We start from the raw sequence: 21,880 nt of genomic DNA on the forward strand, positions 1-21,880 counted from the left end.
CAAAGCCTTTTTCTGTTTAAAATGCTGATACAAAATAGATTCTATGCTTTAGATTTTGCTTCATTATAGCAAAGTTGATTGGAGTGCAAGGTGCGAGACTCCTGGGGGATCAGCGGGACAGGCGAGACACTTAATAGCGCATAGCGCTAAGAGGCTCACCGCACGCCCCCCGGAAAGCCAGCATCCTGGAACGGAGATCAACCACTTTCAAAGCAATAGAACCAATGACTAGCTCATGTGAGAGGGGGAGTAAGAAATGCTTGGATTGAAGAAATATTTTAGTCAGGGAGAGGACCTTAAATCCATAATGGATGGCATTAATGGGGGGCTGAAAGAGCAGCTCGTCGCTGGTCTTTCGGGCTCTGCCAGGACGATGCTCATCAGCAGTCTTCACGAAAATACAGGAAAACCTCAACTCATCGTGACCCATAATTTGTTTCAAGCACAAAAACTATATGAAGATCTAACTTCTCTTTTATCTGAAGATGAAGTTTATTTATATCCTGTAAATGATCTGATCTCATCTGAGATGGCCATATCGAGTCCTGAATTAAAAAGCCAAAGAATCGAGGCTTTAAATCAACTGAGTCGATCTTTTAAAGGTGTCATCATTACACCTGTTGCAGGGTTAAGGCGATACTTGCCACCAGTTGAGGTATGGGAAAAAGCAGGTCTTTCTTTTCAGATAGGGGAAGATATCGATTCGGATGAAATATTAAAGAAACTAGTTGCGATGGGTTATGAACGGTCATCGATGGTCCAAACACCTGGTGAGTTTAGCGTTCGCGGGGGGATCATCGATATTTACCCGCTTACAGAAAAAAATCCTGTTCGGATCGAGCTCTTTGATACAGAGATCGATTCTATTCGATATTTTGAAGCAGAAACACAGCGTTCGCAGGATAAGGTAAAAACAATTTCTATTGCACCAGCTGAAGAACTTATTCTTTTTGATGAACATTATAATAATGCTGCAGACCGCATTGATGCGAAGCTGGCATCTACTTTAAAAAATATTAAAGATGATGCACTTAAAGAAACACTCGTTGAAAATATTAGCTATGAAACAGGAAGATTGCGTGAGAAGCAGCAGTTTCAAAGCATGTATAAATACGCATCGCTCTTTTACGATGAACCTGCGAGCCTCTTGCAATACATATCCCCTGATAGTTTAGTGGTTATGGATGAGATCGGCCGAATACAAGAAACAAGTCAGCAGCTGGATAAAGAAGAAGCAGAATGGCAGACGGCACTTCTTGAGCATGGGGAGCTTGTTCAGGACCTTACGATCTCGCCAGATACGAATGGCTTGCTAGGTGATAAAAAAGCATTTCCTATTATTTATCTATCGCTGTTTTTAAGACATGTGCCTCACACACAGCCTCAAAATATTTTGAACGTAGAATGTAAGAGCATGCAGAATTTCCACGGTCAGATGAACGTTTTAAAAGGTGAGATGGACCGGTGGAAGAAGCTCGGATTTGCGATCGTTTTTATAGCGATGAACAAAGAGCGGGCGAACCGGCTTGAACGCGTACTTGCGGATTATGAGATGGATGCAGGTATCATGGGGCCAGATCAAAACATTCAGCCGAAGACGAGTCAGATCTTACTTGGAGATCTTGGAAGTGGATTTGAATCTGTAAAGCAAAAGCTTGTTGTTATCACAGAAGAAGAAGTATTTACGAAAAAGGCGAAGCGTCCTGCAAGAAAACAGAAGATGACGAACGCAGAGCGGATCAAGAGCTACTCAGAATTAAAAGTAGGCGATTACGTCGTTCACGTGAATCACGGGATCGGTAAGTATTTAGGGATTGAAACGCTTGAGATCAAAGGGGTTCATAAAGATTACCTGCATATTAAATATTCCGGCAATGATAACCTTTATGTACCGGTTGAGCAGATCGATCAAGTTCAAAAATATGTAGGATCTGAAGGCAAAGAACCTAAGATCTATTCTCTAGGCGGTAGTGATTGGAAGAAAGTGAAGAGCAGGGTTAAGTCTTCTGTTCAAGATATTGCAGATGATCTGATCAAGCTTTATGCAGAGCGTGAAGCAAGTAGAGGATATGCTTTTGCAGAAGATGGTGCAGAACAGAGTGAGTTTGAGGGAAGCTTTCCTTATCAAGAAACGGACGATCAGCTTCGTGCTATCGAAGAGATCAAAAAAGACATGGAAAGCATCCGTCCGATGGATCGGCTGCTTTGTGGAGATGTAGGTTACGGAAAAACGGAAGTGGCCATCCGTGCTGCGTTTAAAGCGATCATGGACGGCAAGCAAGTGGCGTTCCTTGTTCCTACTACCATTTTAGCTCAGCAGCACTTTGAAACGTTTCGTGAGCGTTTTTCCGAGTTTCCGATTACCATTGGCAGTTTAAGCCGTTTTCGATCCAAAAAAGAGCAGAATGAAGTGCTTAAAGGATTAAAAGCAGGCACGGTCGATATAGCTATCGGCACACACCGCCTGCTTTCTAAAGATGTTCAATATAAAGATCTAGGCCTGCTCATCATTGACGAGGAGCAGCGTTTTGGAGTTACACATAAAGAAAAGATTAAAACGCTAAAATCAAACGTTGATGTGCTTACGTTAACGGCAACACCTATACCGCGTACACTCCACATGTCGATGCTAGGTGTTCGGGATCTATCTGTCATTGAAACACCGCCTGAGAATCGTTTCCCGGTTCAGACGTATGTGATGGACTATAATGGTTCTCTTGTTCGAGAAGCGATCGAGCGAGAGATGGGTCGCGGTGGTCAAGTGTATTTCTTATACAACCGTGTAGATTCAATCGAACGAATGGCAGAGCAAATCTCTATGCTTGTTCCTGATTGCCGTGTTGCTTATGCTCACGGTCAGATGTCTGAGAATGAGCTTGAGAGTGTCATGTTAGAGTTCCTAGAAGGAAACTATGATGTGTTAGTATCTACAACGATCATTGAAACGGGTGTAGACATTCCTAACGTAAATACATTAATCGTGTACGATGCGGATAAAATGGGTCTCTCACAGCTCTATCAGTTAAGAGGACGTGTAGGGCGTTCTAATCGTGTTGCTTATGCGTACTTTACCTATCAACGGGATAAAGTGTTAACAGAAGTCGCTGAAAAACGTCTGCAGGCGATCAAAGAATTTACCGAGTTAGGATCAGGTTTTAAAATCGCGATGCGAGATCTTTCTATTCGTGGTGCTGGTAATCTTCTAGGTGCACAGCAACATGGATTCATCGATTCGGTAGGTTTCGATCTGTACTCCCAGATGCTTGAAGAAGCGATTCAAGAAAGAAAAGGCAACAAGCCGAAAGAAGTGGAAGAAGATGTTGATCTCAATATTGAGGTGGATGCTTATATTCCAACTAATTATATCGGTGACGAAAAGCAAAAGATCGAGATGTACAAACACGTACGTGCTGCGAAAGCTTTAAAAGATATTTCCGACTTGCAAGAGGAATTTATCGACCGTTTCGGCGATTATCCTGTAGAAGTAGAATGTCTGCTCTTAGTGGCGGGCATTAAACTCCGTGCTAAACGAGAAGGCATCAAGTCGATCGAACAGAAGCAGGATACAGTGAACATGATTCTTAATGAAAAGACGACTTCATTGGTTGATGGAGGAAAGATGTTCGAGATCGCCAATAAGATAGGGCGACATGTAAATCTCGGGATGCAGGGTAACCTGATGAAAGTTATCATTAACCGCAAACGGGTGAAGGACTTGGATTTGTTGAAGCAGATTGATCTTTTCCTAAAAGAAATGAAGCATGCAAGGAAAGAAAAGACAACAAATACACCTTAAAAAATAATAACCCTCTCATTCGTGAATAGAACAGGAGATGTAACAAATAATAAACCTAGAAAATGGAACATTCTTTCAGTGAAGGAACCATTTTGTTGTTGCATCAATGATTCATCATCTTCCGAAAGAGAGGGCATTTATTTATATGAAAGCAACTGGTATTGTTCGACGTATTGATGACCTCGGGCGCGTTGTTATCCCAAAGGAAATCCGCAGAACACTTCGGATTCGTGAGGGAGACCCGCTTGAGATTTTTGTAGACAGAGATGGAGAGGTTATCTTAAAAAAATATTCTCCGATCAATGAGCTTGGTGATTTTGCAAAAGAATATGCAGAGAGCCTTGCAGACAGTACAGGTCATGTCGTGTTAATTGCTGACCGTGATACATACATTGCGGTAGCTGGCGGATCCAAGAAAGATTATCATAATAAAAGCATCGGTAAAGTAGTGGAAGCATCCATGAGTGACAGAAAAACTTTGGTTGAATCCAACGGAGCTGATGCTGAACTAATCGATGGGATCAAAGAAAACACATCCCATGTTATCGCGCCGATCATCGCAGGTGGAGACCCGATCGGAGCAGTCGTTATGATTGGAAAAGAAGGCAAGAAGCTTACAGAACTAGAGCAAAAACTTGCTGAAACTGCAGCTGGATTTTTAGCAAGACAGATGGAGCAATAAGAAAGAGCGATTCTGCTCTTTCTTTTTTTTGCGCTGTTGGAACGAGTTATATTCCTAATGATGTGCCCTCTTTACGTTCCTGTGGTGAATCTCATATCGCAAGGCGATATACACGGACTATGGTATAATACTTTGAAATTATGTTCACCAAAACAGAATGTGTCGACAATTGTCGTCCCGGGAAATATAAATGCTATAAATTTTGAGGTACTTCATGAAATCAAAGAAATATTCCGTATGGGAAGGGGCTTTGCTGCTTACTGCAGCTGCCATTATCGTAAAATTACTTAGCGTCGTTTATCGGATACCTTATCAGAACATGACCGGTGATTTTGGTTTTTATGTGTTTCAGCAAGCTTATCCGTTTTATGCGATTGCGGTTGCTATTGCGTTTACAGGATTTCCAATGGCTTTATCAAAAATGATCATTTCAGAGAAGAACAACGATGATCATTTAATCAAAACAGCAGCATGGACTTCTGTGATGTTAGGTTTATTGTCGTTCGTATTCTTGTTTTTCGCGGCACCGTTTATGGCAGAATGGATGGGAGATCGGCATCTTGAGCTGCCGATCAAGGTAATCTCCGTTCTATTTCTGTTCATTCCACTTTCCGCATTTTTTAGGGGGGCATATCAAGGGCTTGGCGATATGCAACTGACTGCTGTTTCGCAGTTGATCGAACAGACCATTAGAGTTTCAGGCATTTTACTTTTATCTTATTATTTCGTTTTAAAAGAGTATTCGAGTTACGAAACAGGAGCAGCAGCTCTCTCAGGATCAGTCATTGGCGCACTCGCGTCAGGGTTGTTTCTTTTATACTTTTGGAAAAAAAGGGCTGCGGGTACTTTTAGTACTGAAGCAAGATTCAGATTCCTATATGCCGCAGAGCTGTTGAAGACGAGCATCTATTTGTCATTAAGCGCGCTGATCTTAGCGTTAATGCAGCTTGTTGATGCCTTTCTTTTCATTAATGTCTGGATAGAAAGCGGTATGGATGCTTATGACGCGAAACTTCTAAAAGGAGTTTTTGATCGTGGACAACCCCTTCTTCAATTAGGAACAGTAGCAGCGGCATCTGTAGCACTTGCTGTCGTACCGGAGATGGCATCTCTCGTTTCAGAAAAGAAGCAAAAAGAGATTCGATCTCTTGCAAAACTCGCTGTGAAAATTTCAGTCGTTTTTGGTGGAGCGGCTGCAGTAGGGCTGATCTGTATTATGAAACCCCTCAATTTTATGCTGTTTAAAAATGATAATGGATCACTAGCTCTAGCTATCCTTTGTATATCAATTATTTTTGTATCGATCATCTATACGACAACAGGACTTTTACAAGGGATCGGTCAAGGAAGATTTGCGGCCTACACCGTTCTTATAGCAGTATTGATAAAGATTGCGGGTAACTTGCTTCTTATTCCTTCTTTCGGCATGGAGGGGGCGGCAGTATCTACTGTATCTGCTACAATGGTTGCAGCGATTGCTCAACTGTTGAAGCTTCAGTTCGTTACGAAGTTTTTAAACGGAAGCAGAATAACAACACCACTCAAACTATTGATATCTTTAAGCTTGATGGGTGCAGGTGTATGGACATGGATGTATATGGCTGAGAACTATTTATTCTTGGCTGACACTCGGTTTCAAGCGATGCTGATAAGTACTAGTGCTTCATTTATTGGTGCAGTAATTTACATCCTATGTATCTTTCTGTTCAAACTATTTTCTCAAAGTGAATGGAATTCAGTCTTTCATTCTATTGGTTTTATTCAAAAAGTGTTTAAACGTCTTAAAAAAAGGAGACCATGATGACGAAGAAGATTACGATTATCGGTTTAGGTGCAGGAGATCTAGACCAGATGACACTTGGCATCTATCGCATGTTAGAATCAGCTGAAAAAGTTTATGTACGTACCATTCATCACCCTGCAGTTGAAGAATTAAAGAAACAAGGAAAACACTTTGTAGCGTTTGATGAAATCTACGAAAAACACGATCAGTTCGAACCGGTGTATGAAGAAATTGCTGAAACTTTATTCCATAAGGCAGAAGAAGAGGGACATGTCCTTTATGCTGTGCCGGGTCACCCGTTAGTTGCAGAGCAAGCTGTTCAAATTCTGCTTCATCAAAGTGAAAGTAAAGGGATCGAGGTTTCGGTAGCAGGCGGAAAGAGTTTCCTTGACGAAATGTATACCGCGCTTAAGATCGACCCGATCGAGGGGTGCCAGATTCTTGATGGAACCTCTTTAAGAAAAGATGAGGTTCAGATTAGACATCATCTTGTTATTGTGCAAGTATACGATAACTTTATCGCTTCTGAAGTGAAGCTCACACTGATGGATAAGTATCCAGATGATTATGAAGTAACTGTCGTCACCGCAGCAGGCAGTGCAGAGGAGTCTATCAAACGCGTCCCTCTATACGAGCTAGATCAATCTGTAACACTAAATAACTTAACTGCTGTCTATGTTCCTCCAGTAAAAGAAGATGAACTGCTGTACAGAGACTTTGCTTTTTTAAAAAGTGTCATAGCTCGACTGCGCGGCCCTGGAGGCTGTCCGTGGGATCAAAAGCAAACACATGTTACGTTAAAGAAGTATTTGATCGAAGAAGCTTATGAAGTATTAGAGGCGATTGACGAAGAAGACGATGATGCTCTTGCTGAAGAGTTAGGCGATGTGTTGCTTCAAGTTCTACTTCACGCACAAATTGGTGAGGATGAAGGCTTTTTTGCTTTAGAAGACGTGATTGAGACGTTAACCGAGAAGATGATTCGTCGCCATCCGCATGTATTCAGCGATGTTTCTCTTGATGATGCAGACGAAGTTGTTGCCAATTGGGATGCTATAAAATCACAAGAAGCAGGGAAAGAAGATCGTGAGTCCATACTAGACGGTGTGCCAAAGGGCATTCCAGCTATTCAAAAAGCGTTTCTTTTTCAAAAAAAGGCAGCGAAAGTCGGTTTTGACTGGAAAGTGGTAGAGCCGGTAGTCGATAAAATCTTAGAAGAATTAAAAGAGTTTCAAGAAGCTGAAGGTGACGAACAACAAAAAGAATTAGGTGATCTGTTGTTTTCGGTCGTAAACTTGGCGCGTTTTTACAAGATTGATCCTGAAGAAGCTCTAAATGAAACGAATCGTAAGTTTAAGAAGCGCTTTAACTACATCGAGCAGGCACTTAAGGAGCGGGATCTTTCGTTTGAGGACGTCACTTTAGAGGAAATGGACCGTTTTTGGAACGAGGCAAAATAATTTTTTTTTCAACAAAGAAGGATTATAGTGAAAAATAGAGAATATTTTCTCGAGAAATATCATGAAACCCTTAACTATAAGGGGTTTCTAGCGAAATCTTTGATAGAAACCTTAGGAGGTAATTAAAATGAACAAAAATGAATTGGTAACAAATATCTCAGAAAAGTCAGGACTTACTAAGAAAGACGTAGAAACAGTCGTTAATGGCGTAATCGATGAAATTACTTCTGCTTTAAAAGACGGAGACAAAGTACAGTTTGTTGGATTTGGAACTTTCGAAACTCGTGAGCGTTCTAGCCGTACTGGCCGCAACCCTCAAACAGGTAAAGAAATTCAAATTCCAGCAGCGACTGTTCCGGCATTTAAAGCAGGAAACAAGCTGAAAGAAGCTGTTAAGTAAGCATGCGCTTAGATAAATTTCTGAAAGTCTCGCGCCTGATCAAACGGAGAACCGTGGCGAAAGAGATTTCAGATCAAGGTCGTATCTCCATTAACGGTTTGCAGGCGAAGGCTTCCTCTGATGTAAAAGTAGGGGACGAGCTTGCGATCCGTTTTGGTCAAAAGCTTGTAAAAGTTAAGATCAACGAGCTCAAAGATACGACAAGAAAAGAGGACGCGGATAACATGTATACCGTCCTTGAAGAAAACCGCATCGAAACGACTGAGTGAAGAACCTGATTTTTTTCAGGTTCTTTTCTTTATGCTGTTTTCGCAATCTTTGTTGCTCCTGAAGGTGGTTGATTTCCGTTTCAGGGTGCTCGCTTTCCGCGGGGCAGATGGTGAGCCACATTCGTACATTTTACGTATAAGTGTCTCACCTGTCTAGTTGCAGTGGCTAGCCCCTCGAGGTCAAAAGTTAAATGGCTAAGAAGGCAAAGTGCGCCTTCAAACCCATTCATCTTCTGCTTGTCGGGGCTGAACGAGCCACTTCAACTTTAAGGACTGCCGGCCAGTCCTAGCCGAGAGTCTCGCACCTTACACTCCAATCAACTTGCAATGAGGTGAATGAAACAAGACCCAAAGGTAACAACCTTTTAGAAAAACACCTTGGGTTGCTCCAAATTCACACAGCTTGTTCTATTCTCTTTCAATGTTTCATACATTTGTATGGAATAGAGGAGGGGAATGTATGGACCAACGATATGATCTGAATGGATATAATCAAAAAGTGAGCACACCAAACCACGATGTAAGAATGATAGGAAGAAAGAATTTAGAGATAACGGGTGTTAAGCAAGTTGAAAGCTTTGATAATGAAGAGTTTTTGCTTGAAACAACGATGGGCTTTTTAGCGATCCGCGGGACAAACTTGAAGATGAAGAATCTTGATGTGGAGTCAGGTGTTGTAAATATTGAAGGCAAAGTATTCGACCTCGTTTACCTGGACCAGCAGACAGGCGAAAAGACTAAAGGCTTCTTCGGCAAACTGTTCAAATGACCTTAACTGTACAGTTTGAAACTATGCTTTCTATGGTTTTCATGGGAATCTGGATCGGGATGTCTGTCGATACGTACAGCCGATTCATCCATGAAAAACGAAAGTGGCATTGGCTTCATTTTTTTAACGATCTGATGTTTTGGCTGGTACAGGCTTTGCTGGTCTTTTACGTTCTTCTGCACGTGAACCACGCGGAGATTCGATTTTATATTTTTATTGCTCTTATTTGTGGATATGCGGCGTACCGAGCGCTCTTTGAACGAATCTATAAAAAGATACTTGAGTGGATGGTCTCAGCGGTTGCGTCACTTTTTCGTTTTTTATACCGTTTGCTTAACTCTTTAATCGTTATGCCGATAAAATGGTTAATTATGCTCATATCCGCAATTCTTTTATATGTACTTAACATCTTGCGAAAAATTATTATGGTACTATTCATGATTCTTTTTTCTCCTTTTAAGTGGGTTGGAAGACTCATATGGCGTTTCATACCAAAGCAAAAATGGTATAATTTAAAAGAGAAATATTTAAAATTTGCAGGGTTTTTAATTTCTGCGAAGAATAAAGTCAGCAATTGGAAGGGAAAAAAGAAGTAAAGGAGGGGAACAGCGAACAAATGCGCCAGAAAAAAATAACAGAGATTCACTCACAATACATCCAGAATAAAGAGCGTCATGAGCAAGTGATCGCTAAGCGTAAGCGTGGTTTATACAGGCGCTTAACGGGGGCTTTTATCGTATTTTCCTTTTTTGCTTTTTTAATTATTACGGGTATTGCAGAACAGCTCTCCCTTTTAAATGAAAAACAGATGGAACAACAAGAGTTAAGTGACGAATACAAAGCTCTTTTGGAAGAAAAGTCACAACTTAAAGATGAAGTGAATAAACTAAAAGACGAAGAATACATTGGAGAAATCGCCAGACGCGACTTTTTTATGTCAAAACCTGGTGAAACAATCTTTAAACTTCCAGAATAAAGCATTAAGCGTAGATTGACACGCAGATTTTTTCGATTGTATAATAAGTAATGATATCTTAGGAGATTTTTTAAGGAGGAGCATTTTTTGCATGTCAATTGAAGTAGGCAGCAAGTTGCAAGGTAAAGTTACTGGGATTACTCATTTTGGAGCGTTTGTAGAGCTGCCAGGGGGTACAACAGGACTCGTGCATATTAGCGAAGTTGCGGATAATTACGTAAAGGACATCAACGAATTTCTTAAAGTTGGTGATCAAGTCGAAGTTAAGGTTATGAGCGTCGAAAAGGACGGGAAGATCGGTTTATCTATCAAGAAAGCAAAAGAAAATGTTGCATCTGCTAGTAGACCAGCTCCTGCAAGAGGCGGATTTAACAAATCTCGCAAAGGTCCTAACCGAGGCGGTAACAACCATTCAACGGCATTGTCTTTTGAGGATAAGATGAACAAATTCCTTAAAGATAGTGAAGATCGACTCACTACTTTAAAGCGTAGTACTGAATCAAAAAGAGGTGGCCGCGGCGGCCGAAGAGGATAATTGTTGCATTTTTAATGCTCATTCATCTATATATATGGCTAGCACTCTATTCTTCAAGAATAGAGTGCTTTTTTGTTTGCGGTAGTTAGTCGTTAATCTTTATGTCAGGATGCCATCAATTTTCAATGATCAATAACAAAATCTCTTTTCTAACAGTTTGTAGTTTTCAAATCTTTGTCTCCTTTGACAGTTTGATTGTAGTGGAAGGTGCGAAGATTCTGTCTGCGGAAAGAGAGTAGCCTGGGACGGAAACCTCTGCTTCTAGAAGTAACAAAGTTTACGAAGCCAGTTTTTCTCAAAGATTTTTGCTTACGAATGTTTAAAAATCTCTTCTTTGACAAGTTGGTTGGAGCGCAAGGTGCGAGACTCCTACGGGACGAGCGGTCAGGTGGAGACTCCTAATGGCGCAAAGCGGCAGGAGGCTCACCGCACGCCCCGTGGAAAGCGAGCAACCTGGAGCGGAAATCAACTACTTTCAAGAGCAACAAAGCGTACTAAAACAGTCTTGAAAAAACGCGTCAAAAAACTTTTTCGACAAATTTTCAAAGAACCGTTGACAGAGTATCCGGATAGATGTAATATACTACTTGTGTCTTTTACAAATGGCGGTGTAGCTCAGCTGGCTAGAGCGTACGGTTCATACCCGTGAGGTCGTGGGTTCGACTCCCTCCGCCGCTACCATTTTTAATTTTGACATCTACATACAAACGTACAAGAGCATCCGCTAGCGGGTGCTCTTTTTTATTTTGTTTATTTGCTTCCCTTCAATAATTTTTTAAACATCTATCCTTTTATTTTTTTCTTCATAATTCTCCTTAATAACTTCAAAAATGAAACTTCCTTTTCTCTTTTTGTAAAAATGTTGTCCGCTTTTGCTCTTCTTTCGTGAAATAGTGGAGAAGTCCGTCGATAAGTTTTTAAAACCTTAACTGCTCTTTTGACAAAATCTTTGTTCTAAACCTGTTTATAATGGTTACACAAATTGGAAACGGGTGGTGTATGGGATGTGGCAAAAGGTGGAACAAGAAGTACTCGAACCGATTAGAGGAATGGTATGGGTAGAAAAGAGCCAGCAGGCGGTAACGAAGACGAGTAAGAGATGGCTTCAGATTTTGAACCAGAGCATTTTTAACTGGAGAATGCTGTTGTTTGGAATTGGTTTTTTGTTAGGACGAGCTATGATTCTAGCTGAGATGTCTCCATTTGCTTTACCTTTTGCAGCTAGTGTATTCGTTTTGAGAAAAGAGCGGACAGGCATTGCTGTCTTTGCCATTTTGGCAGGGGCGATGTCACACCAACCGATGAACGCTTTGTTTTTTATTAGTGCATTACTCGTCTATGCAAGTCTTCAAAAAGGAGCAGATTTATTCATAAAGAATCGGATGCAAAGTCTTCCTCTATTGGTTTTCGGTTCTTCCTTAATCACGCGAACCGTGTTCTCCATGTTTGGTGAAGGAGGATTAGAGCGGGTCGATACGATGCTTGCGTTAGTTGAAGGAGGCTTAAGCTTAGTCCTTACGTTAATCTTTCTTCAAAGCATACCGCTATTAACGAATAAAAAGATTCCACAATCATTAAAAAACGAAGAGATTGTCTGCTTGATGATCCTTCTTGCTTCTGTCATGACCGGGACGATCGGCTGGCAGATCAATGACGTTGCCGTAGAGCATGTAGTTTCTCGTTACTTAGTGTTGCTGTTCGCCTTTGTAGGAGGAGCAGCGATCGGTTCTACTGTTGGTGTCGTGACAGGTCTTATCCTGAGCCTCGCGCAAGTAGCAAGCTTGTCTCAGATGAGTTTATTAGCATTTTCTGGTCTTCTTGGCGGACTTTTGAAAGAGGGGAAACGATTCGGTGTAAGTCTCGGTCTTATCATCGGAACCGTCATGATCGGTTTGTATGGTGAAGGAAGATCTGAGATTACATCCACATTGATGGAATCAGGATTTGCTGTTCTGCTCTTCTTGTTAACACCGAAGACGGCCATCAGCAATATTTCAAAATATGTACCAGGTACAAGAGAACATTCCATGCACCAACAGCAATATTTGAAGAAGATTCGTGATGTTACCGCGAGTCGCGTTGAACGGTTCTCAAGCCTCTTCCAAGCGCTCTCACATTCGTTCCAATCTGTCGGTTCTTCTTTAAATGAGGAGGATAGTACGCGTGAGGTGGATCTTTTCTTAAGTAATATTACAGAGAAAACGTGCCAGACTTGTTTTAAGAAGGAACAATGCTGGGCGCAGAATTTCACAACGACTTACGACCTTATGACAAGGCTCATGGTGGAACAAGAAGATTATAGTGACATTAAGGATCGAAAATTAAAGCGAGAATGGGAAAAGCATTGTATCAAGCCAGAAAAGATAACCGACTTAATGAAAAAAGAACTAACGCAATATCGAGCTTCTCAAAAATTGAAGATACAAGTTCAAGAAAGCCGCCGGTTAGTCGCAGATCAGCTGATGGGTGTTTCACAAGTGATGGGTGATTTTGCAAAAGAGATCCAACGTGAACAAGCAAACCATCAAATTCAAGAAGAGCAGATCAAAGACTCTCTTGCTCAAGCTGGAATTGATATAGGTCACGTGGATATTTACAGTCTTGAAACATCTAACGTCGATATTGAAATGACGATTCCTTCTTGCAATGGTTCCGGAATCGCTGAGAAGCTGATCGCACCGATCTTATCTGACATTTTGGAAGAGACGATTCTTGTGACGCATGAAGATTGCGCGAACTATCCGACTGGCTTCTGTCATCTATCCTTTCATTCAGCGCGAGAATATGTGGTTGAGACAGGAATTGCTTCAGCAGCTAAAGGCGGGGCATGGCTTTCGGGGGATAGCCATTCGACGATAGAGATCGGTGCTGGAAAGTTTGCTGTTGCCATTGCAGATGGAATGGGTAACGGAGAACGAGCATTCATCGAAAGCAATGAAACGCTGCAGCTTCTTCAAAAGATTCTTCAATCCGGAATTGAAGAGGAAGTTGCTATTAAGTCAGTTAACTCTGTACTCTCCTTACGTACAACAGATGAAATCTTCTCAACACTAGACCTTGCGATGATCGATCTGCAAGATGCATCTGCTAAGTTCTTAAAGATCGGTTCGACACCAAGTTTTATTAAACGAGGAGACCAGATCAAGACAGTCGAAGCAAGCAACCTTCCGATGGGCATCATTCGGGATTTTGATGTAGACGTTGTCGATGAACAGCTAAAAGCGGGAGATATACTCATTATGATGAGTGACGGAATCTACGAAGCTCCCCGTCATATCGAGAATATCGATGCTTGGCTAAAGCGTAAGATCAGAGAGATCGACACCGAAGACCCGCAAGAGATAGCAGATATCATCATGGAAGAAGTGATTCGTTCAGGGAATAACGGGATCGAGGATGACATGACGGTCGCTGTGACGAAGATTGAAAAGAACATTCCAAAGTGGGCAACTGTTCCTCAATATCCGAAAGTCGCGATCAACCGGAAGAAAGCTCAATAGTTTATGAGAATAAGAGGCCGTTCTTTTATGTGAAAAAAGAGCGGTCTTTTTTGTTTGTAGTCCCTCGCTGTTGTAAGTGGACAGTATTTTGGCAAAAGTGGACAGTAAAATTCAATAAGTGGACAGTAAATGGGGAAGACTGGACAGTATTTATGTAAAAGTAGACAGTATTCACAATCCGACTTCCTTTAGTGATTATGTTTCGCGGGGTTTTCTGCGTATAAACCACCGCTTTCTTGACGAAGATGGTAATAGTTAAAATTCGTACTTGAGAGGGGTTAGCGTTATGCGAAACAAAGGAACGCTGCGTCAAATTTTGCTTATTACAGATGGGTGCTCGAACCAAGGTGAAGATCCGATCGCAATGGCGGCACTTGCTAACGAACAAGGAATAGCTGTAAATGTGATTGGCGTACTGAATGAGAATGCACCTGAGTATCATAGACAAGGTCTAAAAGAAGTAGAAGAGATCGCGATGGCTGGCGGTGGCATAAGTCAGGTTGTTTATACGAAGCAACTCGCACATACGGTTAAGATGGTGACTCAAAAAGCGATGGCTCAAACGATAAAAGGTGTTGTAAATGCAGAGCTGCAACAGATACTTGGAAGTCAGTCTTCGATGGAAGACCTCCCTCCAGACAAACGAGGAGAAGTTATTGAAGTTGTCGATGAGATGGGAGAGACCATGAACCTTGAGATCTTAGTTTTGATTGATGCTTCAGGATCGATGGAAGACAAGATGCTAACGGTTCAAGAGTCTCTGCTTGATCTGTCTATCTCGTTGAACTCGAGAATTGGAGATAACGAGTTTGCACTCTATGTTTTTCCGGGCAAGAGAACAGAGGCAGAAGAACTTTTAAGCTGGTCTTCTAAACTAGAATCGATCGGTAAAACATTTTCAAAGATATCACTTGGCGGGATCACACCGACAGGTCCAGCTATAAAAGAAGCTATAGCGGCTTTTGGTCGTAAACGATCGTCAAAAAGGAGATTCTTGTCCGATGATGCCCCAGGATATTCGAACGAGTCCGGTATGTAACTTAGTTGCTGGTGAAGAAATACGCGGTAAGTGGAATCACTCCAGATATCGGATTCGGCGCCGTTTAGGTTATGGAGCAACAGGTGCCGTCTATTTAGCTGATTCAGATCGAGGAGTGGTTGCTCTTAAGATCGGGCATGATCAGATGTCGATCACATCTGAAGTAAATGTACTGAAGCGTTTTTCTAAGGTCCAGGGGAAAGTCCTTGGACCTTCTTTAATCGATGTGGATGACTGGGTAAAGCAAAGTACCACATACCCTTTTTATGCGATGGAGTATTTAAAAGGAGAGACGCTCTTTGACTTTATGAAGACAAAATCTCCAGAATGGGCTGGAATCCTTCTCGTACAGCTGCTTACGGATCTGCATACCCTTCATCAAGCGGGATGGGCGTTCGGTGACTTAAAGCCAGATAACCTTCTTGTGACTGGCCCTCCTTACCGAATTCGCTGGATCGATGTCGGAGGAACAACGGTGATGGACAGATCGATCAAAGAATATACCGAATTCTATGATCGAGGATATTGGGGGAAAGGAACGAGAAAAGCCGAGCCATCGTATGATTTATTTTCAGCAGGCATGGTGATGGTGAATTTAGGTTATCCTTCCCGATTTACGAAAAATGGAGATGCTGATAAACAGTTTCAAGCCAAAATTGCAGGCAATCCAATGCTTAAACCGTATGCACCTATCTTACAAAAAGCATGGAACGGAAAATACCGATATGCAGAAGAGATGAGAAACGAGCTTGTTCTTTTGTTGAATGCTAACGATAAAGCGAAAACTCCTCAAGCGCATAGGAATTCGACGCAAAAACCTGCATCAAGACAAGCGCAAAAGAAAAAGAAAAGCAGCTTTATCGTAGAAACATTTTTAGTATTCACGTTTGTTTTTGTTGTGTACTTTTTTTACATGCTCGGTCAAACGATGTAAATAGTGTTCGTTCCTGCAATTCTTTGTTATGATTTTAAAAGGCATTTTCGTAGAACTTCGTTGCTCTTGGTAGTGGTTGCTTTCCGTTACAGGTTGCTCGCTTTCCGGGGGGCGTGCGGTGAGCCTCTTAGCGCTATGCGCTGTTAAGAGTCTCACCTGTCCCGCTGATTCCCCAAGAGTCTCGCACCTTTCACTTCAATCAACTTGTTATTAAAGAGACCAAATGAACGATCTAACAGAGAAGAATATTTATATTCAGCCTAGTCTTTTGGATTAACAAGTCAACGAAACAGGCCTTATTAAAATACGGAAAATGAAGGAGCGGTTTACGTTGCAGGAAGTGGAGAATTTTATTAAAAGACACCAGCTTCTTTCAGCCGCCCAAACTGTTGTGATCGGTGTTTCCGGAGGACCAGATTCTTTGGCATTGCTTCATTTTTTATGGAGAAGGTCTTCGTATTACAAAATCAAGATCGTGGCAGCTTCGTTCGATCATCGCTTAAGGGGCGACGAGTCGGCATCAGAAGTTGCATTTGTTAAAAGTTTTTGTGACGAACGAGATATTATTTTTGAAAGTGACAGTGCGGATGTTGCAAGGTTTCAAAAAGAACATAGCCTGTCCTTACAAACCGCCGCTAGAATCTGTCGGTACAACTTTTTTGAAAAAGTGATGACAGAACATCATGCAGAAGCGCTTGCATTGGCGCACCATGGTGATGACCAAGTGGAAACGATGCTCATGAGAATGACGAGGGGCAGCGAAGGTTTTAGTGCAGCAGGGATTCCTGTGAAACGGCCGTTTGCTACCGGTAAAATAATTCGTCCATTTTTAGGAATAACAAAAGACCAAATCGAGCATTATTGTAAAGTAGAAAACCTGTTTCCTGTTTATGATTCGAGCAATGAAAGTGACAAATATGTTCGAAATCGTTTCAGAAAAAAAATTCTGCCTTTTTTAAAACAAGAAAACCCTAACGTGCATGAAAGATTTCAGTATTTAAGTGAAACTATTTCAGAAGATGAAGCGTATATATTGAAACTGGCTGAAATAGAGTTAGAAAAGGTTTTAATCAGGCAAACAGAGGGGAAAATAGAGTTATCTGTATCCGCTTTTAACAAGATGCCTATTCCTTTACAAAAAAGAGGAATTACACTAATATTGAACTATCTGTATAAAATTAATCCTTCATCTCTTTCCTCTGTACATAAGGAAAACTTTCTTAGTTTGCTCGGAAGTGAGCATCCATCCGGAATGTTGCATTTTCCGTCAGGTTTAGTTGTCAGCCGAACTTATGACAGATGTTTGTTAAGTTTTGAGCATATCGTCGTCAAAAATGAGGAAGAGTCATATGACTTTTCACTAGAGCTGCCCGGTTATGTAGAACTGCCGAATGGACGTATAACTGCTGAAATAACAGATTGTGAACCCGCTCTACAAAGAGGAAAAGATGTTTTTGTGTTTTCAATGAAAGAGGTAGATCTCCCGTTACGAGTTCGCACCCGAAAACCAGGTGACCGGATGGCGATTGCCGGCGTCGGTTCTCGGAAATTAAAAGATATATTTATTGATGCTAAAGTGCCGCAGGAAGAAAGAAACGTTTGGCCGGTTGTTGTTGATGCAAACGGAAAGATCATTTGGCTTCCGGAGCTAAAACACATTACACGTCATCAAATAAATCCATCAGAACTTTGGGTTATCCTACGCTTTCATAAAAAATCGCCATGACGTCTAGGAGGCTTGTTGAACATGCATGATGAAATTTTAGAAACACTTATTTCCGAAGAAGCTATTCAAAACAAGATTAAAGAACTTGGAAAAGAGCTTTCTGTGGAATATAAGGAACGCTTTCCATTGGTGGTCGGAGTTTTAAAGGGTGCTCTACCTTTTATGGCAGACTTGATCAAACGTATGGATATCCATCTTGAGATCGATTTAATGGCAGTGTCCAGCTATGGTGCATCTACCGTTTCTTCTGGTCAAGTTAAAATTGTTAAAGATTTAGATACTTCCTTAGAAGGTCGAGACGTTATCATTGTAGAAGATATTATTGACAGTGGTTTAACGCTCAGTTATCTCGTTCAACTGTTTAAGGCGCGTAAAGCAAAATCGGTTAAGATCGTAACTTTACTGGATAAGCCTACAGGACGTAAGGTTGATATCGCTCCAGATCTTGCTGGCTTCATCGTTCCTGATGCTTTTGTTGTTGGTTATGGGTTGGACTACATCGAGAGATACCGTAACTTGCCTTACATTGGCGTTTTAAAGCCAGAGATCTACGAAAAGAAAGACTAAAAAACCGCATAAGATTTGATTGTTCGCCTAAGGAGGTAAGGAATGAATCGCATCTTCCGTAATACTATATTTTATTTATTAATCTTTTTAGTTGTGGTTGGGGTTGTCAGCTTTTTTAACGGCAACAACAACGAAGTCAAAGAAATTCGTTATGATCAGCTGACTAAGTACATCGAATCAGGCAAAGTGGAAAGCATCGTTTACCAGCCTGAGGGTGGCGTATATGTTGTCCGCGGCCAGCTTGAAGGAGCTAAAGAAGGAGAAGTATTCCAAACGAATGCTCCGCTGACTGGCAACACACTGGCTGAGATTGAAAAGCTTGCTGATTCATCAAACGTAGAATTTAAACAGCAAGAACAGACGAGTGGCTGGGTGACGTTCTTCACCTCAATAATTCCGTTTGTCATTATCTTTATCTTATTCTTCTTCTTGCTTAACCAAGCACAAGGCGGCGGAAGCCGAGTAATGAACTTTGGTAAGAGTAAAGCAAAACTTTACAACGAAGAAAAGAAAAAGGTTACGTTTAAAGACGTAGCTGGTGCAGATGAAGAAAAACAAGAGCTAGTTGAAGTTGTAGAATTCTTAAAAGATCCGCGTAAATTCTCTGCGCTAGGTGCACGTATTCCAAAAGGTGTTCTTTTAGTAGGACCTCCGGGTACTGGTAAAACACTTCTTGCACGTGCAGTAGCTGGAGAAGCTGGCGTTCCGTTCTTCTCGATCTCAGGTTCTGATTTCGTTGAGATGTTCGTCGGTGTCGGTGCATCACGTGTTCGTGACTTGTTTGAAAATGCTAAGAAAAACGCACCTTGTATCATCTTCATCGATGAGATTGATGCGGTAGGTCGTCAGCGTGGAGCTGGTCTTGGCGGAGGTCATGACGAGCGTGAGCAGACACTTAACCAATTGCTAGTTGAAATGGATGGTTTCGGTGCTAATGAAGGAATTATCATTATCGCAGCTACCAACCGTGCTGATATTCTAGATCCAGCCCTTCTTCGTCCGGGACGTTTTGACCGTCAGATTCCGGTTAACCGCCCAGATGTAAAAGGACGTGAAGAAGTACTTCAAGTGCATGCGCGCAACAAGCCGCTTGCAGAAGATGTTAATTTGAAAACGATCGCGATGCGCACTCCAGGTTTCTCTGGTGCGGATCTAGAAAACTTATTGAATGAAGCTGCGTTAGTAGCCGCTCGTACGAATAAGAAGAAGATCGATATGGATGACGTTGATGAAGCGATCGACCGTGTTATTGCAGGACCTGCGAAAAAGAGCCGTGTGATTTCTGAAAAAGAAAAGAACATTGTTGCTTATCATGAAGCAGGTCACACTGTTATCGGTTTAGTTCTTGAAGGAGCTGACACTGTTCATAAAGTTACCGTTGTCCCTCGTGGTCAAGCAGGTGGTTACACAGTAATGCTTCCGAAAGAAGATCGTTACTTTATGACAAAACCTGAATTAGAAGATAAGATCGTTGGACTTCTTGGAGGCCGTGTGGCTGAAGAGATCACGTTCAAGGAAGTTAGTACAGGAGCTCATAATGACTTCCAGCGTGCGACTGGAATCGCTCGCCGCATGGTAACAGAGTTTGGTATGAGTGAACGCCTAGGGCCGATGCAGTTCGGTTCATCACAAGGCGGTCAAGTCTTCTTAGGAAGAGACTTCAATAACGAGCAAAACTATAGTGATGCAATCGCGCATGAAATTGATTTAGAAGTTCAGCGTATCATTAAAGAATCTTACGAGCGCTGCCGTCAGATCCTTACTGAGCACAATTCTAAGTTAGAAATCATCGCTCAAACATTGCTAACTGTAGAAACGCTTGATGAAGAACAAATCAAAGAACTCGTTAAAACAGGTAAACTACCTGACAGAAAAACGATTTCTAACCCATCTGATGATGTTAAAGTAACACTTAACAAAAAAGATGAAGAGCCAAAACAAGATTAATTTCTAAAAGGACGCCTCAGTGATGAGGTGTCCTTTTTTGTATTACTTGTGCTCTTGATAGTAGTTGATTTCCGCTCCAGGTTGCACGCTTTCCATGGGGCGACCGGTGAGCCCCTTGCCGCTTTGCGCCCTTAAGGGTCTCACCTGACCGCTTCAAGGTTGCATCCTTGCTCCTGCGTCTACATGTTAATGCTTTCGTAGTGAGCTTCCTCGTCGCATGCCTTGCAGGTAAGCTTTTCATGTGGCAGGCAGGCAACCTTCCACTTCAATCAACTTGTCAATGAAGATAATGTGAAAACATCCATAAGCAACAACCCTTTAGAAAACATCTTTTTAAAAGAAAGTTTAACTCTTATGATTTCGTACTTTTGTCCTTTATCTGCAAGGATAAGCTAATAGGAGTGAAAGATTTGATACTACTAGAGAGGCAGCGGGTATTTTGAATTATTTTGTTCTTTTCCTCCACTGACAGGTTGATTGGAGTGTAGGGTGCGAGACTCCTGCGGGACAGGCGGGCAGGTGAGACACTTATACGTGAAACGTACGAATGTGGCTCACCGTCTGCCCCGCGGAAAGCGAGTACCTGTAACGTAAATCAACCACTTTCAACGCCCCCTTGAATAAGCGAAAAATTCCCAATAAGCCACCTTGCTTTACTCCTATACGTTTTGTGTTATAACTATTATAGAAACTTAAGATAAGAAGCGGGGACAAATTCCATGATTTTTGTGTTTGATGTCGGAAATACGAATATTGTTTTAGGACTCTACGAGAATGATGAATTAAAGCATCATTGGAGAATTCATACATCACGTGAAAAAACAGAGGATGAGTATGGCATGCTTATACTCGATCTGTTCCGTCACGTTAATATCCATAAAGAACAGATTGAAGGAATCATCATATCTTCAGTCGTACCACCAATCATGTTTGCCTTAGAACGCATGTGTGTGAAATATTTTAACCAGCGTCCATTAGTGGTGGGACCTGGAATTAAAACGGGTCTTAATATTAAGTATGAAAACCCAAGAGAAGTTGGAGCCGATCGGATCGTTAACGCAGTTGCTGCTATTCATGAATATGATTCACCACTGATCATCGTTGATTTCGGGACAGCTACTACGTATTGTTATATCAATGAAAACAAACAGTATATGGGTGGAGCGATCGCGCCTGGAATAAATATCTCTACAGAAGCTCTTTATACGAAAGCTGCAAAGTTGCCGCGTATTGAGATCGCTAAGCCTGAAGGTGTAATCGGGAAGAACACGGTTAACGCTATGCAAGCAGGTATTCTATATGGATATGTAGGACAAGTAGAGGGTATTGTAAAAAGAATGAAAGAACAGTCTGAGGTTGAACCGAAAGTAATTGCGACCGGAGGACTTGCAAATTTAATTGCAGCGGAAAGCAATGTGATTGATCACGTTGATTCATTTTTAACATTAAAAGGTCTATTAATGATATACGATAAAAATAAGAATGGTTAAAGGGTGA

At 41.6% G+C, this 21,880-nt stretch carries 17 protein-coding genes and 1 tRNA gene; all 18 read left to right on the forward strand.

From position 1 onward, the window contains the following. The first annotated feature begins 256 nt into the window (after positions 1–256). Positions 257–3,796: a transcription-repair coupling factor gene (gene mfd, locus IHV11_RS20350; protein ID WP_197134464.1), complete on the forward strand. Its 3,540-nt coding sequence runs from the start codon at positions 257–259 to the stop codon at positions 3,794–3,796. A 145-nt stretch (positions 3,797–3,941) separates the two neighbouring features. Next, a complete protein-coding gene (spoVT, locus tag IHV11_RS20355; protein ID WP_197134462.1) occupies positions 3,942–4,478 on the forward strand; it encodes a stage V sporulation protein T in 537 nt (178 codons plus the stop codon). Positions 4,479–4,692: 214 nt separating this feature from the next. Beyond that, a complete protein-coding gene (locus tag IHV11_RS20360; RefSeq protein ID WP_197196043.1) occupies positions 4,693–6,279 on the forward strand; it encodes a putative polysaccharide biosynthesis protein in 1,587 nt (528 codons plus the stop codon). Then, positions 6,279–7,721 (forward strand): nucleoside triphosphate pyrophosphohydrolase, encoded by a 1,443-nt coding sequence (mazG, locus tag IHV11_RS20365; RefSeq protein WP_197196044.1) that lies wholly within the window; start codon positions 6,279–6,281, stop codon positions 7,719–7,721. Before IHV11_RS20360 ends, mazG begins: the two co-directional genes overlap by 1 nt. 127 nt (positions 7,722–7,848) lie before the next feature. Next, positions 7,849–8,121 (forward strand): HU family DNA-binding protein, encoded by a 273-nt coding sequence (locus IHV11_RS20370; RefSeq protein ID WP_066238167.1) that lies wholly within the window; start codon positions 7,849–7,851, stop codon positions 8,119–8,121. A gap of 2 nt (positions 8,122–8,123) precedes the next feature. Next, positions 8,124–8,390: an RNA-binding S4 domain-containing protein gene (locus IHV11_RS20375; RefSeq protein WP_197196045.1), complete on the forward strand. Its 267-nt coding sequence runs from the start codon at positions 8,124–8,126 to the stop codon at positions 8,388–8,390. A gap of 460 nt (positions 8,391–8,850) precedes the next feature. Then, a complete protein-coding gene (yabP, locus tag IHV11_RS20380; RefSeq protein WP_066390532.1) occupies positions 8,851–9,159 on the forward strand; it encodes a sporulation protein YabP in 309 nt (102 codons plus the stop codon). Continuing rightward, complete coding sequence (yabQ, locus tag IHV11_RS20385; RefSeq protein ID WP_197134453.1) at positions 9,156–9,755, forward strand: spore cortex biosynthesis protein YabQ; 600 nt, start codon at positions 9,156–9,158, stop codon at positions 9,753–9,755. Before yabP ends, yabQ begins: the two co-directional genes overlap by 4 nt. 20 nt (positions 9,756–9,775) lie before the next feature. Then, entirely contained in the window at positions 9,776–10,135 is a 360-nt protein-coding gene (locus tag IHV11_RS20390; RefSeq protein WP_197134451.1) for an FtsB family cell division protein, read from the forward strand. A gap of 91 nt (positions 10,136–10,226) precedes the next feature. Continuing rightward, on the forward strand, positions 10,227–10,670 hold the full coding sequence (locus tag IHV11_RS20395) for a S1 domain-containing RNA-binding protein (RefSeq protein WP_066390538.1): 444 nt from the start codon (positions 10,227–10,229) through the stop codon (positions 10,668–10,670). 604 nt (positions 10,671–11,274) lie between these two features. Then, positions 11,275–11,351: transfer RNA gene (locus IHV11_RS20400), tRNA-Met, on the forward strand. Between the two features lie 323 nt (positions 11,352–11,674). Next, the gene (gene spoIIE / locus IHV11_RS20405; protein WP_197134449.1) at positions 11,675–14,170 is read left to right on the forward strand and encodes a stage II sporulation protein E; all 2,496 of its coding nucleotides are present in this window, start codon (positions 11,675–11,677) and stop codon (positions 14,168–14,170) included. 286 nt (positions 14,171–14,456) lie between these two features. Continuing rightward, on the forward strand, positions 14,457–15,209 hold the full coding sequence (locus IHV11_RS20410; protein ID WP_197134447.1) for a vWA domain-containing protein: 753 nt from the start codon (positions 14,457–14,459) through the stop codon (positions 15,207–15,209). Further along, positions 15,172–16,143, forward strand: coding sequence for a serine/threonine protein kinase (locus IHV11_RS20415; RefSeq protein WP_197196046.1), 972 nt, complete (start codon positions 15,172–15,174; stop codon positions 16,141–16,143). The genes IHV11_RS20410 and IHV11_RS20415 overlap by 38 nt, the downstream gene beginning before the upstream one ends. Before the next feature lie 340 nt (positions 16,144–16,483). Next, positions 16,484–17,869 carry a tRNA lysidine(34) synthetase TilS gene (tilS, locus tag IHV11_RS20420; protein WP_370568724.1) on the forward strand — a complete coding sequence of 462 codons (1,386 nt, stop codon included), beginning with the start codon at positions 16,484–16,486 and terminating at the stop codon, positions 17,867–17,869. Between the two features lie 21 nt (positions 17,870–17,890). After that, complete coding sequence (hpt, locus tag IHV11_RS20425) at positions 17,891–18,436, forward strand: hypoxanthine phosphoribosyltransferase (RefSeq protein WP_137792156.1); 546 nt, start codon at positions 17,891–17,893, stop codon at positions 18,434–18,436. Between the two features lie 42 nt (positions 18,437–18,478). After that, the gene (ftsH, locus tag IHV11_RS20430) at positions 18,479–20,383 is read left to right on the forward strand and encodes an ATP-dependent zinc metalloprotease FtsH (protein WP_197134428.1); all 1,905 of its coding nucleotides are present in this window, start codon (positions 18,479–18,481) and stop codon (positions 20,381–20,383) included. A 719-nt stretch (positions 20,384–21,102) separates the two neighbouring features. Beyond that, positions 21,103–21,873: a type III pantothenate kinase gene (locus IHV11_RS20435; protein WP_197196048.1), complete on the forward strand. Its 771-nt coding sequence runs from the start codon at positions 21,103–21,105 to the stop codon at positions 21,871–21,873. The last annotated feature ends 7 nt before the right edge of the window (positions 21,874–21,880 follow it).

It is taken from the genome of Fictibacillus sp. 26RED30, assembly GCF_015903845.1.
Classification (GTDB): domain Bacteria; phylum Bacillota; class Bacilli; order Bacillales; family Fictibacillaceae; genus Fictibacillus; species Fictibacillus phosphorivorans.

Excerpts from the sequence above, each read along its gene's own strand:
- IHV11_RS20370 (WP_066238167.1), top strand. The coding sequence starts at position 7,849 with ATGAACAAAAATGAATTGGTAACAAATATCTCAGAAAAGTCAGGACTT.
- hpt (WP_137792156.1), top strand. The coding sequence starts at position 17,891 with ATGCATGATGAAATTTTAGAAACACTTATTTCCGAAGAAGCTATTCAA.
- IHV11_RS20415 (WP_197196046.1), top strand. The coding sequence starts at position 15,172 with ATGATGCCCCAGGATATTCGAACGAGTCCGGTATGTAACTTAGTTGCT.
- IHV11_RS20435 (WP_197196048.1), top strand. The coding sequence starts at position 21,103 with ATGATTTTTGTGTTTGATGTCGGAAATACGAATATTGTTTTAGGACTC.
- IHV11_RS20375 (WP_197196045.1), top strand. The coding sequence starts at position 8,124 with ATGCGCTTAGATAAATTTCTGAAAGTCTCGCGCCTGATCAAACGGAGA.
- IHV11_RS20410 (WP_197134447.1), top strand. The coding sequence starts at position 14,457 with ATGCGAAACAAAGGAACGCTGCGTCAAATTTTGCTTATTACAGATGGG.
- ftsH (WP_197134428.1), top strand. The coding sequence starts at position 18,479 with ATGAATCGCATCTTCCGTAATACTATATTTTATTTATTAATCTTTTTA.
- mfd (WP_197134464.1), top strand. The coding sequence starts at position 257 with ATGCTTGGATTGAAGAAATATTTTAGTCAGGGAGAGGACCTTAAATCC.
- IHV11_RS20395 (WP_066390538.1), top strand. The coding sequence starts at position 10,227 with ATGTCAATTGAAGTAGGCAGCAAGTTGCAAGGTAAAGTTACTGGGATT.
- yabP (WP_066390532.1), top strand. The coding sequence starts at position 8,851 with ATGGACCAACGATATGATCTGAATGGATATAATCAAAAAGTGAGCACA.
- spoVT (WP_197134462.1), top strand. The coding sequence starts at position 3,942 with ATGAAAGCAACTGGTATTGTTCGACGTATTGATGACCTCGGGCGCGTT.
- yabQ (WP_197134453.1), top strand. The coding sequence starts at position 9,156 with ATGACCTTAACTGTACAGTTTGAAACTATGCTTTCTATGGTTTTCATG.
- IHV11_RS20390 (WP_197134451.1), top strand. The coding sequence starts at position 9,776 with ATGCGCCAGAAAAAAATAACAGAGATTCACTCACAATACATCCAGAAT.
- IHV11_RS20360 (WP_197196043.1), top strand. The coding sequence starts at position 4,693 with ATGAAATCAAAGAAATATTCCGTATGGGAAGGGGCTTTGCTGCTTACT.
- mazG (WP_197196044.1), top strand. The coding sequence starts at position 6,279 with ATGACGAAGAAGATTACGATTATCGGTTTAGGTGCAGGAGATCTAGAC.
- spoIIE (WP_197134449.1), top strand. The coding sequence starts at position 11,675 with ATGTGGCAAAAGGTGGAACAAGAAGTACTCGAACCGATTAGAGGAATG.